The 17,432-nt window shown below is 57.9% G+C and carries 12 protein-coding genes; all 12 read right to left on the minus strand.

Annotated elements, in window-relative coordinates:
• Nucleotides 1–233 precede the first annotated feature (233 nt).
• Nucleotides 234–1,670 (minus strand): pyrrolo-quinoline quinone, encoded by a 1,437-nt coding sequence (locus HY011_36035; protein ID MBI3428363.1) that lies wholly within the window; start codon nucleotides 1,668–1,670, stop codon nucleotides 234–236.
• Between the two features lie 289 nt (nucleotides 1,671–1,959).
• A complete protein-coding gene (locus HY011_36040) occupies nucleotides 1,960–5,418 on the minus strand; it encodes a TonB-dependent receptor (GenBank protein ID MBI3428364.1) in 3,459 nt (1,152 codons plus the stop codon).
• A gap of 470 nt (nucleotides 5,419–5,888) precedes the next feature.
• Complete coding sequence (locus HY011_36045; GenBank protein MBI3428365.1) at nucleotides 5,889–6,065, minus strand: hypothetical protein; 177 nt, start codon at nucleotides 6,063–6,065, stop codon at nucleotides 5,889–5,891.
• Between the two features lie 170 nt (nucleotides 6,066–6,235).
• Nucleotides 6,236–9,724, minus strand: coding sequence for a TonB-dependent receptor (locus HY011_36050; GenBank protein ID MBI3428366.1), 3,489 nt, complete (start codon nucleotides 9,722–9,724; stop codon nucleotides 6,236–6,238).
• Between the two features lie 134 nt (nucleotides 9,725–9,858).
• Entirely contained in the window at nucleotides 9,859–10,527 is a 669-nt protein-coding gene (locus tag HY011_36055) for a GntR family transcriptional regulator (GenBank protein ID MBI3428367.1), read from the minus strand.
• Between the two features lie 190 nt (nucleotides 10,528–10,717).
• Complete coding sequence (locus HY011_36060; GenBank protein ID MBI3428368.1) at nucleotides 10,718–11,551, minus strand: DUF1838 family protein; 834 nt, start codon at nucleotides 11,549–11,551, stop codon at nucleotides 10,718–10,720.
• Between the two features lie 250 nt (nucleotides 11,552–11,801).
• Nucleotides 11,802–13,085 carry an MFS transporter gene (locus HY011_36065; GenBank protein ID MBI3428369.1) on the minus strand — a complete coding sequence of 428 codons (1,284 nt, stop codon included), beginning with the start codon at nucleotides 13,083–13,085 and terminating at the stop codon, nucleotides 11,802–11,804.
• Nucleotides 13,086–13,339: 254 nt separating this feature from the next.
• Nucleotides 13,340–13,510 (minus strand): hypothetical protein, encoded by a 171-nt coding sequence (locus HY011_36070; protein ID MBI3428370.1) that lies wholly within the window; start codon nucleotides 13,508–13,510, stop codon nucleotides 13,340–13,342.
• Nucleotides 13,507–14,046 (minus strand): nucleotidyltransferase family protein, encoded by a 540-nt coding sequence (locus tag HY011_36075; protein MBI3428371.1) that lies wholly within the window; start codon nucleotides 14,044–14,046, stop codon nucleotides 13,507–13,509. The genes HY011_36070 and HY011_36075 overlap by 4 nt, the downstream gene beginning before the upstream one ends.
• On the minus strand, nucleotides 13,991–15,466 hold the full coding sequence (locus HY011_36080; protein ID MBI3428372.1) for an amidohydrolase family protein: 1,476 nt from the start codon (nucleotides 15,464–15,466) through the stop codon (nucleotides 13,991–13,993). Before HY011_36080 ends, HY011_36075 begins: the two co-directional genes overlap by 56 nt.
• 122 nt (nucleotides 15,467–15,588) lie before the next feature.
• Nucleotides 15,589–16,374 carry a GntR family transcriptional regulator gene (locus HY011_36085; GenBank protein MBI3428373.1) on the minus strand — a complete coding sequence of 262 codons (786 nt, stop codon included), beginning with the start codon at nucleotides 16,372–16,374 and terminating at the stop codon, nucleotides 15,589–15,591.
• Nucleotides 16,375–16,466: 92 nt separating this feature from the next.
• Complete coding sequence (locus HY011_36090; protein MBI3428374.1) at nucleotides 16,467–17,408, minus strand: DUF4437 domain-containing protein; 942 nt, start codon at nucleotides 17,406–17,408, stop codon at nucleotides 16,467–16,469.
• Between the last annotated feature and the right edge of the window lie 24 nt (nucleotides 17,409–17,432).

A 17,432-nucleotide genomic window follows, 5' to 3' on the forward strand; every position in this document is an offset into this window, starting at 1 on the left:
CGCAGCAGTTCCGCGTCGCGTCAGCGACGCTTGAATTCAGGCGTCGCTGACGCGACGCGGAACCGTTGCCAAGCTTTCCCGGCGTTGAAACGCCGGGCTAAAATCGGGTCGCCGCTACGCGGCTGCAAAACCACAGCCTTACATTTTTACCACTACCGTTTCCAGGCTAACTTGTCCACAATGTCTCTGAGCCAAATAACACTGTCAATCTTCATGCGGCTTCATCCGGCTTTTCAGTTCTTCTGGGCCGATTGCACCGCGCCGCCGTTGATGCCGAAGCAATACTGATAGCCATCGAACGTGTTGAGATAAACCTTGCCATTCGCCAACGACAGCCCGCCCCAGTGGCTCCACGAAGCGATTTGCTCGCCGCTGTTCCAAAGCTCCTTGCCGGTTTGCGCGTCGAGCGCGTAAAGCACCGCGTGCGTCGAGCCTTTGATGCGGTTGGCCGCGCTGTTGTAAGCCAGCCCGATGTCGTAGGCCGCCTGATCGGTGTCTTCGCCGTTGCCGTAAGCGAAGACCACGCCATTGGCGAGGATCGGCGGTTCGGCGTGATTCATGTCGCGCGAGACCCAGGCCGGCGTGAGCGTGGGCTTGCCCGCTTTCTCTTCCACCTTGAACGCGACGATGGCGCCGTATTTGACCGGGCCGTATTCGAGCGGCGCGGTGAATTTGGAATGCTTCGGCCCCCAGAAGGGCGAGAGCGCCCAGCGCGTGCCTTTGGCGTCTTCCCACGTCGCCAGCGAACCCCAGACGCCCGCCGAGGCGAAGTTGACGTCTTCGTTGCAATAGAGCGCCGTGCGTTGCAGCGGCGTGCGGTGATCGTCGCCGCCGATGGATTCGGTGTCCATCAGGTACATGCGGCATTCCTTGCCCGCGTCCACCATCAACTCTTTGCCTTTGAATTTGAAGATCGCGGGCGTGACCTGCATATCCAGGTCGCGCTTCCACAACCATTCGGCGTTCGTGGGGCCGTAATAATCCACCAGCTTCGCTTGCTTGGTCACGGGGTCTTGTTGTACGCCGATGATGCCGTTGCCATAGATGCCGTGTTCAGGATTCCACGGCCCGTCGCCCGTGCCCGTGTAAAGCGTCCCGTTGCTGCTGATGGCCGGGCCGGTGCGGCCCCACATGCCACCGCCCGCCGGGCCCCAGGTGCCGACCTTATCCGTCGCCAGGTCGTAGATGTAAACCATGTTCGGATTGCCGCCGCAGCCCTGCGCCGTGTGTGTGTAAAGCACATTGTTGCGCAGGCTCAGCGCATACGGCTTGCCGTTGGGCGGCATGAATTTGGCGGGCGGCGCGATTTCTTTGCCGTCGGCCAGATTCAAGCGGCGCAAGGTGCCGTCCCAGGCAGCGGCATAGACTGTATATTTGCCTGGCGTGTCCGTAGGCCCGATGACCGGCGTCGCCGTGATGCCGCCGGGGCACAGCACGCCCCCGCCGCGTCCGCCGCCTGCGGGCGGAACCCAATCGGTGGCGAAGTGATGCTGCCAGAGAATGGCGCCGTTCTCGGCATCCAGCGCATAAAGGTTATCGGTGACGCCCGTCGCCAGCACGATTTGCTTCGGCCCTTTGTCGGTGGTGACGCGCCCGGCGATCAGCACCGGCAGCAGGTTGTGCATCTGGCGCGGCTCGTTATCGAGCTTGGTCTTCCAGAGCAGCTTCATGTTTTTGGCGGTGGCCGTCGAAAGAAGGGTTTCGTTGCGCTGCCAGCCGGTGCGTTCGAGGTCGTAACCGTCGGTCAACCAATCGGCGGGTTTGCCGCTTTGGGTCAGCGCGGGCGGCGTCCAATTTGTCAGGCAGGCAGGCCAAGGTCATCAGCACGCCCGCAATCTTCAAAAATGTTCGGTATCTCATGTGAAACTTCTCCGAAGGAAGTGTTGGACAGGTGCTCAACCTGCCCTGCCAGTGACGGGCCGGACAGGTAGAGCGCCTGTCCGGCCCATCGTAGTTTCGTTAGAAAATCAGCTTCAACCCCAGTTGGACGTTGCGCTGATCATTGGCCTGCGTAAGTGTGACGACGCCAAAAGTTCCCCCAGTCGCCGTCGTATTTGGCCCGCCGAACCACGGCGTGTTGGCGAAGTTGAACGCTTCGGCGCGGAATTGCAACGACGCCTTTTCTTTGAACGAGAAAGTCTTGAACAAAGAGATGTCGAAGGTCGGCGGACGATCCGTGCGAATGTTCGAGAACCGCGTGCTGTGCGAACGCAGCGTGAAGGCGGGTTGAATCTGGAAGACCGGCGTCTCGCTCGCGTCGGCGCAATTTTGCCGTGCGCCCGCTGCCGTCAACGTGCAGGTATTGAACCAGCGCGCCCAGGTTTGCTTGCCATCCGCCAGCTTCGGATCACCGATCAGGAACACACCGCCCGGCGTGCCGACGGGCAGGCCCGATTGGAACGTGCCGATGAGATTGAACTTCCAACCGCCCGCAATGCCGCGCACCATTGCGCTGCTGTTCTTGAACAACGGCAGGTCATAACCGCCGCTGATCGTCGCGCGATGCGGCGCGTGATCCGCCGTGATGACCGACGCCAGTTGCCCAATCGGGTCTTGCGCATTCAGATAACCCACCGCTTCCATGTTCTTCGAGAAGGTATAGCTAAACAGGTAATGCAAGCCGTTGGTCAGCCGTTTCTCCAAACGCAACTGCGCGGAGTTGTACCACGCGCGGCCAATCGTCATGCGGTCTTGCGTCAGGCTGCCGAATTGCGGGAATGGGCGCAGCAATTGCGATTGGACAATCGTTGGGCCATTCAAGGCCGCGTTGCTCGGAATCAAGCCGGCCATGGGATTCGGCACTTGCAAATTCAAAACCGCCGCGCCTTTGGCCAAATCCGCCGCCGAGACTTCGTTGATGCTTTGCGACGTGATGAGGCTGCGCGTGCGGCTGCCGATGTAAGAAACGTCCAGCGACATCCGCCACGGCAGTTCACGTTGCACCCCGAATGAAAACTGATGGTTCAAGGGAATCACGGGAGCCTGATCATAGAACGTAAAGCTCTGTCCGATCAACGTGCGCAAGCCCAACGCGCTGCCGCTCGGGCGAATCAGGCCGTTGGGATAGGGGTTGCTCAACGTATTGGCGGGTTTCAAATTGCCGTCCGTCGAAGCGACGTAATCGGTGCTGACTGAAAAACCCAGGCGCGTGCCGGGATCGAACGCGGGCAGATAGCTCAAGCCATAGCCGCCGCGCAACACCGTTTTCTGATCGAGTTGATAGGCCACGCCGACGCGCGGGCCAAAGTTGTTGCGGTCACGTTGGTAAGGCAGACGATTGTCTGTGTTGACAAACAGCAATCCGCCTTTGAGCGACAGCCCCGGCGCTTGCAACGGACTCGCGCTCGTCTTGTCGAAGCCGGCATTGAGTTGGTTGTAACGTTCGCTGGTCGGCGATTCGTAATCCCACCGCACTCCCAAGTTGAGCGTCAGCTTCTTGCTGATGCGCCAGTCGTCCTGAAAGTACGCGCCGTAATACAAATGCTGGAAAGCATACGTCGCATTGATCGGCACGGAGGCGCTGGCCGCGTAGCCGAGCAATAACGAAGCGAACGAATTGCCCGAAGCCGAGTCCGCCGCCAGCGCGTTGCGCTGCGTAAAGCCCGGCGTGAAATTGAACGTGCCGAACGACGAAGTCGGTTGAATGTAGTTGTCACGCAACACGCGCATTTCGCCGCCGAATTTCAAGCTGTGATTGCCCGCCGTCTTATTCAACGCTTCGGAAAACGACGACGCATCGCTGAACGTATACGTGCTGCCGTTGCCGAAGCCCAGACCGCCCAGGCTGTCGTAACCGCCCGACAGCGTGATGCCGGGGAAGAACTGCCGCCCCAATTGGCTCTTGAGCGCCGCCGGGAAACCCAGTTGCGTGATGTCGAAGTTGTCGCCGTATTGGTCAATGGTGAATTCGTGGCGAATGAAGTTGATCTTGAAGTTGCTCACCAGCGTCGGCGTCAAGCTCGAAGTCAAATCTATGCCGCCGCCGAAATTCTTGCGCGAGTGCAGGAAGAACGGCGAAGCCTCTTTGCGATAGCCCGCCAGGCCGCGCGTTTCGTGCCGATTGTTGCGCAACCAGCGGCCCGACAATTTGTGCTTGTCGCTCAGGTTGTAATCGAGCCGCGAAGCAAATTGATCGTATTCATCGGTGCGCGCATTCGGGCTGTTGAAGAAATTCAAGAATCCCTGCGTATTGCCCGCTTGATTCGGCAAGGGGATATATTCCAACAGCTTTTTCGCCACGGGATCAATGCGATTGATTGGGATGGCGTTGTTGGCGAAGGCCGTGCGCGTGCAAGTATTCCCCACGCAAGCCGTCGTCAGCGGGTCGTAAATCGTGACGGGTTGTCCGTTACCTTGCAGCGTCTTTGAGAAATCGCCGTTACGCTGTTCGAGCGTCGGCACGCTGCGCACGACGGGCGAAGGCAGGCTCGATTTGATCTTCTCCCACGAGAACATAAAGAACGCCTTGTCCTGGCCGTTGTAAACCTTGGGAATCCGGATCGGGCCGTCAACGACCAAACCGGGCTGATTCCAGCGAAAGGCCGTGCGCGGGGCGCCCGCCGCGTTGTTCTGGAACGAATTGGCGTTGAGTACGTCGTTGCGGAAGAAGTGATAAAGCGCACCGTGAAACTTGTTCGTGCCGCCTTTCAAGCTCACGTTGATCGTCCCGCCGCCCGTGCGACCGAACTGCGCGTCATAGGTGTTCGATTGCACCTTGAATTCCTGCACCGCGTCGGGCGAAGGCACGAACGACAACGCGCCGATGCCGCCGTTTTCCGTGCCGGTGTTCGGCGCGCCGTCAATCAGGAATTCATTGGAACGTTGCCGTCCGCCATTGATCGAGATGGCGTCCATGCCGCCGTTGTCAAAGGGGCGAAACGAAATGCTGCCTTGTGACGAAGTAATTTGTACACCCGAAGCCAGCGCGGCCAGCAAAAACGGATTGCGTCCGAGCAGCGGCAGATCATGGACTTTCTGCTCGTCAATCACCTGCCCGCGGCTCGCCGTCGCCGTGTCGAGCAGCGGCGTTTCAGCCGACACGGTCACGGTTTCCGACACTGAACCGACTTCCATGTGAAAGTCGAGTTGGAGGCGAGACCCAACGCGCAACTCGATGCTGTCGTGCACCGCAGTTTTCATGCCCTTCGCGGTCACCGTGATTTGATATTTGCCGATGGGCAAAAACGGCAACGAATAAATGCCCGCCTCATTCGAGGTCGTCGTCGTCGTCGTGTTGGTTTCGGAGTTTAAGGCTTTGACGGTCGCGTTGGGCAGCGCGCCGCCATTTTGATCTGCCACCGTTCCGACAATGGTGGCGCGGTTTTCCTGCGCCGCCACCGGCGTCTTCAACGCCACTGTTATAAGCAACAAGGCTGCTGTAAGAGTTAGCAACCAACGGGAAGTTTTTTTGACTAACATCTTTACCTCCTGACGGAAATCTAGGTGTGAAAGTGAAGCCTCAAGCAAAGATTTTTCCCACGAAGTAACGCGCAGTCTCACGAAGAAAAATCCCTTTTCCTCTTCTTCGTGTCTTTCTTCGTGCGTCTTCGTGGAGAAGATTTTTTCTTGAAGTTGGAGAAAGGCGGAGGGGAGTGTCCGCCGCTTGCTTCATCCTAGTACTCCATCAAGCTGAAAATGAGGGATGTAGGGCGGGATTTAATCCCGCCCTACATCCCGGATGCGCTCTCAGCATCCATCACTTACAGCTTGATGGAGTACTAGCCGCAAGCCCGTTGCACAAGTCGTCATGCCAGCGCGTCTTTGCAATACTGCACACACTTCGCCAATTCCTCCATCACATCCGAACCATCCGGCGTCGAATATTCCAACTCGATGCAGGCCGGGAAGGTGTATTTCTCTTTCTTCATCATCTGCAAAATCGCTTTGAGCTACGTATCGCCCTGCCTCCACGGCACGTTCGGCCCCTGATTCACCTTGCGGTCTTTCAGGTGTAGGTGCGTGCTGCGCGCGTGATGTTTCTTGATAAACTCCGCCGGCGAGAAACCATTGCCGGCGGTGAAATGACCTATGTCAATATTGCAGCCGTTGAAGGGCGAATTCGCCATTGCCGTTTCCCAGCTTTACCGCTTCGCAAGGCAGCACTACTTTCAAGTTGGATTGGTGCGGTAGCGCACCTGTGACTACCAGAGAAATTGAGCGGGAAGTGAGAATGCAAGAGCCGCCGAAACGGCTCTTGCATTCTCTATGTTCAGCAGTCTGTTTCAACAGTGCCGCATTAGAAGTTGAGCTTCAGCCCCATCACGATGCGGCGCACGTTCGCCGCCCCAGTGTAAGAACCGAACAGCGCATTCACCTGCGCGCCCGTCGTCAGGTCATAGCGGCCCGTCGTGTCCACCGAGGTGAATTGCGTGTGGTTGAACGTGTTGTACGTCTCCAGGCGATATTGCAAGCGGAAGGTGCCTTCACGGCCAAACACGAAATTCTTGAACAGCGAAATGTCCCAATTGTTGGTGCCCGGCAAGCGAATCAGGTCTTTCGCGGCGTTGCCAATGCCCAGTTCCGCCTTGGTCGGCGGACGGAAGGCCGCTGTGTTGAAGAAGCGCGCAAAAGTACGCTCGCTCTTCGGCAACACCGGATCGGCGAGCAGCACGAGGCGACTGTCAACGCCGCCGCCGCTTGCGCCTGCCAGATCGGTGCCTTGCACGGTGCTGAAGCCGATGCCCGACGGCGCACCGCTGACAAACGACGTGATGCCCGACAATTCCCAGCCGTCGAAGACTTGCTTGGCAATCGCGTGCCCGCCCAATTGCTTGCTCAGGCCCGGCAGTTTGTAAACGTAGTTGATCGTCAGGTTGTGCGTGCGGTCAAAGCCCGCTCTGCCATAGTTGCGAATGTGCGGGTCAATGAACGGGTTGACGTTGTTGCCATTCCCATCCACCAAATCCATTGCCTTCGACCAGGTGTAGCTCAGGCCGAATGACAAGCTGGACGAGAAGCGGCGATTCGCCTGCACCTGCAAAGCGTGATAGTTCGAGTTCGAAGCGAACTCCAGGTAGTTGATGTCACCGTAGCCCTTGTACGGACGCAGGAAGTTATCGGGCAGCGGTGTCACGCCCCCCGAAACGGTTTGATCAATTGCCGATGCCTGGAAGCGGCCGCCATACGGCACGGCATTGATGCTGCGGCGTTGCATCAGGTGGCGCGCCAGCGAACCAACGTAAGCCACGTCGAGCACGGTATGAAAACCGATGTCGCGCTGGACGCCGAGACTGAAGTTGTAAACCGCTGGTGAATCGTAATCGCGTTGAATGCCAAAGACGCCCGCCGGAGCAACGCTCAGCGGCGTCGCCAGCAGGTCTTTGATCGTCGTGAAGTTGGCCGTCGCCGTGATTACGTTCGGCGGCAGTTCGACCAACTGCAACACCTGATCGTCATTGAAGCGGTCGTAAAAGATGCCGAAACCGCCGCGCACCGACGTCTTGCCGTCGCCAAAAACGTCATACGCGAACCCGACGCGCGGGCCGATGTTGATGCTTGGGGTATTGAGCACGCCCTCTTTGACCACATTCATCCCTTGGAACGCGGTGCCGGTGCCATCCGCAAACGTGCCGATCTTGACCGATGGCAGCGTCTGGCCGGTGAGCGGATTGCGCGCCACGCGGTTGGTGCCTGAACACGGATTGGCCGTAATGCAAAACGGCGTCATCAACGCGGGCTGCTTCGACGCGTCATACAGCTTCGGATCGAAGAAAGCCAGATTGTCGCCCGCACTGATCGTCGGCTGGATGCGATAGAAACGCACCCCGTAATCGAGGGTCAGCCGCTTGGTCGCTTTCCAGTTGTCCTGAATGAACCATTCGATGTTTTTATACCGCGCGTGTCCGTTCAGCTTCTTGTTCGCTTCGGTGTAGGAATTGACCACCCCCAGCAACGCGTTGGAGAAAGCGTAATTCGTATCCAGCGGGTTATTGGTGTTGCGGTCAAAGCTGAAGGTGCCGTTAAAGGCCGACGCGCGCGCGGCGTTGCGCGTGGTGTATTCCAGATAAAAGCCCGTCTTTAGATTGTGGCCACCCCAAATCTTTGAAAGGTTATCCGACCAGTTCCAGATGTTGTTCGTGCCAAAGAAGGGGAAGCGTTGCTCAATATTAAATTGCGGCGCATTGGCGACGCCGCCGAACGTGGCGTTCGGGATCAGGCGCAACGGATTGCTCGCCGGGTAAAACTGCGGCAGCGTCAACCCGATCTTTTGCCGGTCGTTGCGGTCAATGCCCGCCTGATTAAGCGGCTCGACGGTCTGCAAGGCGCGATTGACGCCAAAAGTAGCCTCGTTGGTCAGCGTCGGATCAAACGTGTGAATCAGTGTGCTGACCAAACCTTCGCTCTTGATCTGATACTTGATCGGGAACTGCGGCCAGACGTTCGACGCCAGCACGAAGTTGAAATCGCCCTTGTACTGTTCGTTGTTATGAATGCCGCGCGCATAGAAAGTCGTCTTCGACGAAACGTTCCAGTCCATGCGCAGAATCTCTTCGCGGCGCGGCTGATTGACCGTGCTCTGGAAGACGTTGTTGTAGTTATTGGTCGGGTCTACGTAATTCGGCAACGGGAAGATGCTCAGCAACTTCTGCCCGTTCGCGTCAATGCGGTTGGTCGGAATGACGTTGTTTGGAAACGCCTGTCCGGTCAACGGGTCGCGGATCACAATCAACCGCCCACTGGTATCCAGCGTCTTCGAGAAATCACCCGCGCGCTCCAACGCGGAAGGATAGGTGAGCGTTCCCTGCCGCGTCGGATAGGTGCGCGGCAGATATTCCTGCGACCAGAAGAAGAACAGCTTGTTGCGGTCTTTGTTGAAATTCGTGCCGGGAATCAGCACCGGGCCGCCGATGTTGCCGCCCCAGTAATTGAACCGGTAACGCTGCTTTGGAATGAGGCGCGCGTTGTTGAAATATTCGTTGGCGTTGAATTGTTCGTGGCGTTTGAAATAGAAACCGCCGCCGTGAAAGTCGCGTGTGCCGTTTTTGATGACGACGTTGATTGTGCCGCCGCTGCTGCGGCCATATTCGGCCTGATAGTTGGTCAGCAGCACTTTGACTTCGCCGATGGCGTCGAGGCCGGGCGCGAGGTAAGGCCCTTGTTGCGAACCGGTGTCGAGGCTCGACACGCCATCGAGCGTCAGGTTCAGCGTGCCGGTGCGGCTGCCGTTGATGTTGACGCCGACCAGGTTGTTCCAGCCGGGCGCTTCACGGTTGGCCGTATCCACTACGCCGGGCAGCAAACGCACGAGGCCCATGTAATCGCGCCCTTTGAGGGCGATGCCTTGAATTTGCTGTTCGTCAATTAAACCGGAACGCTCGGCGCTTTCGGTTTTGACGAGCGCCGTTTCCGCCGTCACGGTGACGGTTTGGCTGACATCGCCGACTTCGAGAATGAGCTTGTGCACGTCCACGCGCTCGTTGGCGGTCAGCACAATATTTTTTTGCTCAAACTTCTTAAACCCATTGGCCGTCACGACCAGGCGGTAATTGCCTGGCAGCAACTGCGGGGCGATGAAATTGCCGTCGCTATCAGCGGTGATCGCCACCATCCGCGCGGTTTCCTGGTTAATGATTTCGATTTTGGCATTCGGCACGACCCCGCCATTGGCATCGGTCAGGGTGCCAGAGATTTGCCCGGTCAGGCCTTGGGCGTTCGCGCTCAGGCAACCGCAAACGAAAACAAGGCAGAGCAAAAGGAAATTGATCCTATTTCTACTCGGTGACATAGTTGCTCCTTACTTTGGTTGGAGTTACGGGTAATACACACACCTTGCCGCGTCTAGTAGACGCAACGAGATGTGTCTCACAAGGTTATTGAATTGAGAGCGGTTTATCCCAGCAATGGACTAGCTGGACTTTGCTAGTCTTTATCTTTTGGCAGCACCGCGTTGAAAACCTCGGTCCGCCAGTCGGAAATCGAATCGAGCATCAGCAAACGCAATTTCGTCCCGCTCAGCTTGGGCAGCAATTCAACAATCTTTTCGTGTTGGGCGACGCTCAGCAAGTACGACTCGCGCGGGCGGCGATCCTTCATCAAAAAGAAGGCGAAGAGTGGCACCACGATGCGTTCCAGACATTCGACCAGATACTCGTTGCCCGACACTTCCCAGAGTTTGCGATGAAACGCCAGATCGTATTGATAAAACTGATCGAGATCGTGCGCCTGCGCCCCCGCCTTCATCTTTGCGGTAATGCCGCGCAACTCTTCGATGTCTGCGGCTGTGATGTTCTCCTTGACCCACTCGATAGCCAGCGATTCCAGTTCGGCGCGCAGGCGGAAGATTTTCTCCACGTCGCGGCGCGCCAGCTTGGTGACCGTCGTGCCTTTGTAGGCGACTTTCTGCACATACCCCTGATACTCCAACTCAATCAGCGCCTCACGCACCAGCGGAATGCCCGCGCCAAGCTGCTGCGCAACCTTGCTCTCGACGATGGGCTCGCCGGGTTGAATCAGGCCGTGCATGATCGCCTCTTTGAACGAAGCAACGACTTGATCGCGTTTCGACACCGACTGAATCAGCTTTAACACCTTACGGCTCCTAGCGTGATTTCAAATGATTGTTGTGTGATCCCAGCAAACTTTCTTGAATGGTGCGCGGATAGTACACCTGGAATTCGCAGAAGACAAGATCATAAGATGATCTGTAAATCATCGTTACTGACTAGAGCATTCAGTACACGGCGGCGGAGCCTGTGTGTGAGCGACGGCCACTGGCGGTTCAGTCCTTTGCGCCGCTCACTTCCCCTTTTTGCAATTGCCGAATCTCTTCAATGTCTTTGGGTGGCTGCATCCACAGCGGCGCTTCCTTCTCCAAAAATTCGCGGATGGTGGCGGGCAGTTCCTGATAGCGGTTCACCCGATAGGCGAGCAGTTGGATCATGCTGCGGCCGGGGCCGTAAAACGCCGGTTGGTCGCCGTAGCGGTTCCAACTGAGTTGGTATTGCGGCGCACCGGTCTCTTTGGGTTGGCGCAGAAAATCGTAATTCTCGTAGGCTTCATATTTGCCGCGTGGCGTCTCGATGTTCAAAAAGAGCGGCGCGCTGAAGATGCTCAGTTCGCCAAAGCGGCGCACGGTGATCGGATTGCTGCCTTCGATCTTTTGGATGCGCGGGGCGACGCCTTGTTCGACGGCGGTCGTGACAGTTCCATCTTTGAGCCGGTAGGTGATCATCTGGTACGGATATTCGATGTGTTTGACGCGCTGGCCGTTCACTTCGCGCAAGACGGCGTTGGTCGTGAGGTCGCGGTAGATGAACACCTTGCGGCTGAGTTGCGTGGCGCTGTCCGGCTTGCGTTCGGACTTAAGCAGACGGTCGGTGTCAATGCCTTCGACTTTGGCGAGCAGCTTGCCAGTGGGATAGGCGTAGAGTTCGCCGTAACAGTACCAGTAAACCGGCTCGCCCGTGCCCACGCGCATTTCGATGAACTGATCGAAATGTTGCTGGGTGAAGCCCGCCTGTTGCGCGTTGACCGGGTTAAGGGTTGAACCAGTGAACGCTGCCAGACCGAGCCAGACAGCCATGAGTAAGGTCGCAAAAACTAATGTCTTCATCGTTTTATTCTCCAAATCAGAAACTCAAATTTCCTAGTCCCACCGGATTTTGTGGTTTGGTGTTTTCCAGCGCCAGCGGCGCGAAATGTTTATAGCGACCAGCCAAATCTAGGCTTAGCTCCGTTAGGAGCGACATCTGAGCGCCGGCAGATACCGCCCCGCTGGGGCTCGCGTGCTTTTTCGCACTCCAACTATAAACATTTCGCCCCGCCGGGGCTGTCACCACAAAATCCGATGTGATCAGCAAATTTCAGGACGCCACGGCGCGTTTGGGTACGAGTTTCACCAACAACAGTGCGGCTACAAACGCGATCACCGAAGCGCCAAACACGGCGGTGAAGCCCGCGCTGTAATCACCCGCCGCTTGGGCCAGTTTGCCGGTCAGGAAATTGCCCAGCGCGCCGCCGACCGTTTCGACGACGGTGATGACGCCGAGGATGCGGCCTAGTTCGCGCAGCCCGAAACATTCGGCCACCATCAATTGCACCAACACGAACGCGCCGCCGTAACCAAACCCAAAGGCCAGCGCAAAGGGATACGCCGAAGCCGCCGTCAGGCTCAGCAACAAAGTGCCGGCCAGACAAAGCACGCCGCAACAGATCAGGTTGATCCAGACTTTGGGGAAACGGTCGCTGAGCCAGCCGAAACCCAGCTTGCCCACGATGCTGGCCGCGCCCATCGTGGATTGAATGTTGGCTGTCGCGGTTAACGACAAGCCCACGCGCGGGCTTTGCAAAAAGAGATTCAATTGCTGCACGACGGCCAGAATTGAATAAAAGGCCGTCGCCGCACACAGCGAGAAAACATAAAACATCGGCGTGCGCAGCGCTTCGCCCAAGGTCAGACCGGGCAAGTTGGCGGGTACGTCTGTGGGCGCAACCGTTGCGCTGTCGTTCGTACCTGGCGCAGCGCCATCCGGCTCCAACCCAAGCTCACGCGGATGCACCTGCACGATCAGCCAAATGGCGGGGAGCAAAACAAACCAGATGAGCATGCTCACCGCCAGCATGGCGACGCGCCAGTTGTATTTTTCGATCAGCGGGCGTGCCAGTTGCGGAATCAGGATGCCGCCCAGGCTGGTGCCCATCACCACCAATCCCAGCGCGGAACCGCGTTGCCGTTTGAACCAATTCGAGATGAGCCAGGTGTTGGGGATGAGGGCGCTAAAGCTCAACCCCAGCCCGAGCAAAATGTGCGCCAGGTAAATCTGTGTGGGGTTGTGGGCGCGTGAGTAAATAAACAGACCGATGCCCATCGCCACACAGCCAAAGCTCATCAACCCCCGCAGATTGACGCGGCCCAGCAAGTTGCCCGACAGCGATGACAAACCGCCCGAAATCAGGAAGGTCAGCATCGTGGCCGTCCCGATCACCGAACGATCCGTAATGCCCAAATCGGTCAGCAGCGGTTTGAAAAAGACCGGCAAACCGCCGATCGCCAGGCCGTTGGTGACGAGCATCGCCAGCGTAGAGACAGCGACGATCAGCCAGCCATAGAAAAATTTGGCGCCCTCGCGCGTGGTGGTTTGCGCCATTGCGTCTGTCCTCATTGTCGGTTTAGTTGAATGCGAGAGGCCGCCAAAGGCAGGGCTTTTGCAAAGTCCTCAAAACATCCGCCAAAGACCTTTGACTGACTCCTGATGCCTGACTCCTGATTCCTGGCAAATTGAAAATCAGCCGGTATGCTCAGTTTGTCAGGAATCAGGAACCGGGCATCAGGAGTCAGTCAAACCGTTCGAGCGCTCGCGCTGGCGGCTTTGCAAAAGCCCTGCCGCCAAAGGTGTCTGCTTCAGGTTGGCCTTGACAACACCTGCTTGCCCGTTGCTGCCGCCGCGGCGCGCCGTTCCGCTTGCGCCAGTTTGGCGCGACGCAACGACAGGCAGAGTTGCCGCAGTTGCTCGACGCGGCGCAAGCGTGTATCTACAGCTTTTGGTGTCATCTCAACTTTGGGTTCAGTCATTGCGTTTGTCCTTCCAGCCGGACCAGCCGGGCGATGTCGTCCAGGTCTTGCCCGCTCCCGCGCAAACGTTTCAAGGCGATCAAGCCGGCGCGCGAGACTACCGTAATTTCTGTGTCAGCCCAAGCCAATGTCTCACGCTGTTGCCAGACTTGGCTTAACTGCTCCGTCACCAGCAGCAAATCAAGCACCAGCACGTCGCCGGTGTCCGGGTCCGGTTTGGAGACGCGCTGGATTTTGACCGCGCCTTGCGCAAAGGTCATCGGCTTGGCCGAAAAGATGTAGCCTTGCGTGCGCGCCAACTCCAACACGTCGCCCAACGCTTCAGGCGGAATCAGCAAATCTATGTCCAGCGTGGCGCGCGGTTGATCGTGAATCGCCACGGCCAAGCCGCCGCACACGGCATACGGGATGCCGCGCTCGTACAAAGCGCGCGCGAGGTTTTTTAGTTCGTCGTAAAGACTCAGCATACTTCGCTCCGCACTATTCGCCCGCGTGCAACGCCACCGGGCGTTTGATGAACTCGCCGATTTTATCATCGCTGACCTTGCCGCCGGCGAATTTCACGTGGCCGCGCACGATAGTGTGCGTCGGCCAGCCTTTGGTCATGAAGCCCTCAAACGGTGTGTGATCCTGCGCCGATTGACAAAGCTCCGCCGTGATCGGTTGTTCCTTCTCCATATCCACGATGGCGAAATCGGCGTCGCTGCCGATGGCGAGGGCGCCCTTGCGCGGATAGAGGCCGAAGTTGCGCGCCGGGTTGGCGCTGACCAGTTCGGCCACGCGCGCCAGACTGATGCCGCGTTTGTGGCAGCCTTCGCTGAGCAGCACCGGATACAGGATTGAAGCGCCGCCGAAACCGGGCAGGCTGCCCCATAAATCATCTTTGTGTTTGTGCTCTTCGCCGCAACAAGCGTGGTCGCTGACCACGGTGTCCACCGCGCCGTTCTGGATGCCTTCCCAAAGGAATTCGGAATGCTCGCGCGTGCGGATGGGCGGATTCACTTTGCCCCGAATGTTATTGAAGCCGCCGTGGCCACTGCGGTCGAGTTCTTCGTGATCGAGCGCGAGGTGGTGCAACGTGGTTTCCAGCTTGATGTCGTGCGCGGGATATTGCCGCCGCACGTCAAGGCCGGCTTGCAAGGCGTCGCGCGAAGACAGGTGCAGCAAATTGATCGGACAGCCGGTCGCATCGGCCAGGATGGCGGCTTCGTGCACGGAGAGGCGTTCTGTTAGCGGCGGGCGGCCTTCGCTGTAGGCTTTCAGCCCCGTCAAACCTTGCTGTTTGGCGCGTTCGATAAACACGCGGATGAGTTCGGGATTTTCGCAATGCAGCGAGAGCGAGATGCGCGCTTTGTCTTTGTGCTTGGCGGCCATCTGCGCGACGCGCGTCATCAGTTCGTAAAGATGGCCGAGGTCGTAATTTTCGGCCATCGTGTACGCGCTGCCTTTGGTCGAACTCGCCGCCAGATTCAGCGCCTTGTAAAACATATAAAACTTGAACGAACCGACCCCGGCCTGTTCGACCAGCCAGGCGACTTCGTCGAGTTGCGCCGCCGTCATCACCGCGATGTGGTAGCTGTAATCGGTGTGAAAGTGGCCGGTCGAAAGCGACAGCACTTCGGGCAAGAGGTCTTTGTACAGGCCGGTCTTGTTCAGGTAATGCTGCCCGGTGCGCCAATAACTGATGAGCGTCGAAACGCCGCCGACCAGCGCCGAACGCGATTCGCTTTCGGCGTCTTCGCTATGCGGGCGATAGATGCCGACGTGGAAGTGCGAATCCACCGCGCCGGGAAAAACATATTTGCCGCGCGCGTCAATGACTTCGCTCGCCGCGCTGGCGGCAATGTCGTCGGCGATGGCGGCAATTTTGCCGTTGCGCACGCCGATGTCACATCTGACTGTGCCGTGATAGGGGAAAACTGCGGTGCCGTTTTTGATGAGTAAGTCGTAGCGCATAGGATTCAGACTTCAGACCTCAGACCTCAGACCTCAGACCTCAGACCTCAAACTACTGACCTTCGGTTTGCTTGCTACGCAAAGAATCAAAAGTCTGAAGTCTGAAGTCTGAAGTCTGAAGTCTATTTCTTCCGTGGTTTTTTGCCGTCCTGCCCGTCGCGTGTCAGATAGACCGAGTAGCAGTACAAATCGCTGCGATACAGCACGTGCACATATTCAACCGGCTTGCCTTCGTTGGTGTACACGGTGCGTTCGATGCAGAGCAGCGCGGAGCCTACGCGGACGTCGAGTAGCCCGGCGACATAAGGTTCAGCCAGCGCCGCCGTGATTTGCTGTTTGGCGTCTTTGAGCCGGAGGCCGAATTTCTTTTCGAGCAATTGCATCAACGCGCCCGCACTCAGGTCTTCGCGCGTCAGCCGCGCGCCAACTTCGGCAGGCAAATAATTCACGATAAAGCTGTACGGTTTGCCTTCGAGCGAACGCAACCGCTTGATGCGGTAAATAGGTGCGCCCGGCTGCAACCCCAGCAACTCGGCTTCGTGCCTGTCGGCCTCGATGCGATTCATCTCGATGACTTTGACCGGCGTATCCCGGCCCATCGCGATGACCTCGTCGAGCGAACCGGTCAGGTGTGTTTGGCCCTCGAAGGTGCGGCGCCGGGTGCGGCGTTCGGCGACGAAGGTACCACGGCCCTGGCGGCGATCAATCAAACCTTCATCCGCCAGCGCGGTCAACGCCTGGCGCACCGTGATGCGGCTGACGCCATATTGCTGAATCAATTCGCTCTCGGTCGGCAGCCGGTCACCCGCGACAAACTTGCCCGAAGTGATCGTTTCGCGCAGCAAATTCTCTAACTGGTAGTAGAGCGGGATGCGCTTGCTGACAAAGGCGCTGCTGGGCTTGGTCATAGTGAGTAGTTGGCAGTTGGCAGTTGGCAGTTGGCAGTTGGCAGTTGGCAGTTGGCGGTGAACCAATGCTTGCCGCATCAGCCAACTGCCAACTATTTATGTTTGTGTTTACGCAGTCCGCCTAGCGCGTCTAGGTGCGCGTGGTCGAAGCCCTCACTGTCTTCTGGAAATTCAAAGTCGTTGAAATGAATATGATTGTGATCGGTGGCGATGATCCACTTGTGCAATTCAGGCTTTTGCCGTGTCAGACGCGCGGCAGCGCGGTCGGCGTTTTCTTCCGGCGTAGACCAGGGGTTCCAGTGGAAGTGGTTATGCAATTCGCCATCGGTGCGACCAAAGGCCAGCACGCCATGTTCGCTGGCAAACGCGCCGTGGTTGATATAGGCCGGGCGATAGAAATAGCCGCCCGTCGGCAGTTCGCCAAATTGCATCATCCACGACGTGCCGTAGATGTGATAGGCCTCTTCCGAACAATCGTGGTACGAGATGTTGTCCTGCCAGAAACCGGGCACCATCGAATAGAGGAACGTCATCGCGTGCGTCTTCTCGTCAAAGCGTAGCAGCTTGAGCAAACAACCCGACGCCGTTTGCGGGAAGAGCGTCGGCACCTGCCAGGGCATGTCTTCGTAAGATTGAATCTTGATGAATTGCTCGCGCTCAGCGCCCGCGATGTCCTCGTCCGATTCGACCAGATGCGGCTCGGTTTCGTTGTACATCAACAGGCAGAGCGCGCCTTTCGGGCTGGTGAGCGCGGGCAGCGAGACGCCTTTGGGTACGAAGAAATAATAGCCGGGGCCGCATAGTTGCTCGCCGACTTGCAGGCCGCCTTCCATCACCAGCAACTCGACGTCGGAGTAACACACGGTGGGCGGCTGGTGGTAACCGGCTTCGTATTGCACGGTCATCGAGCATGCGCCGGTGTCGCCGTCAATGCTCAGCATCTTGTAGTGCATGCCCAACGGAAAGCCGGGCAGGGTCATCTTTTTGAATCCGACCTCGCGGTCAACAAAGGGTTCGATATGCGGGCGGGCCATTGGGTGTCGTGCTCCTTCGCTTGA

This window comes from Acidobacteriota bacterium, from assembly GCA_016196035.1.
In the GTDB taxonomy this organism is placed as follows: Bacteria; Acidobacteriota; Blastocatellia; order RBC074; family RBC074; genus JACPYM01.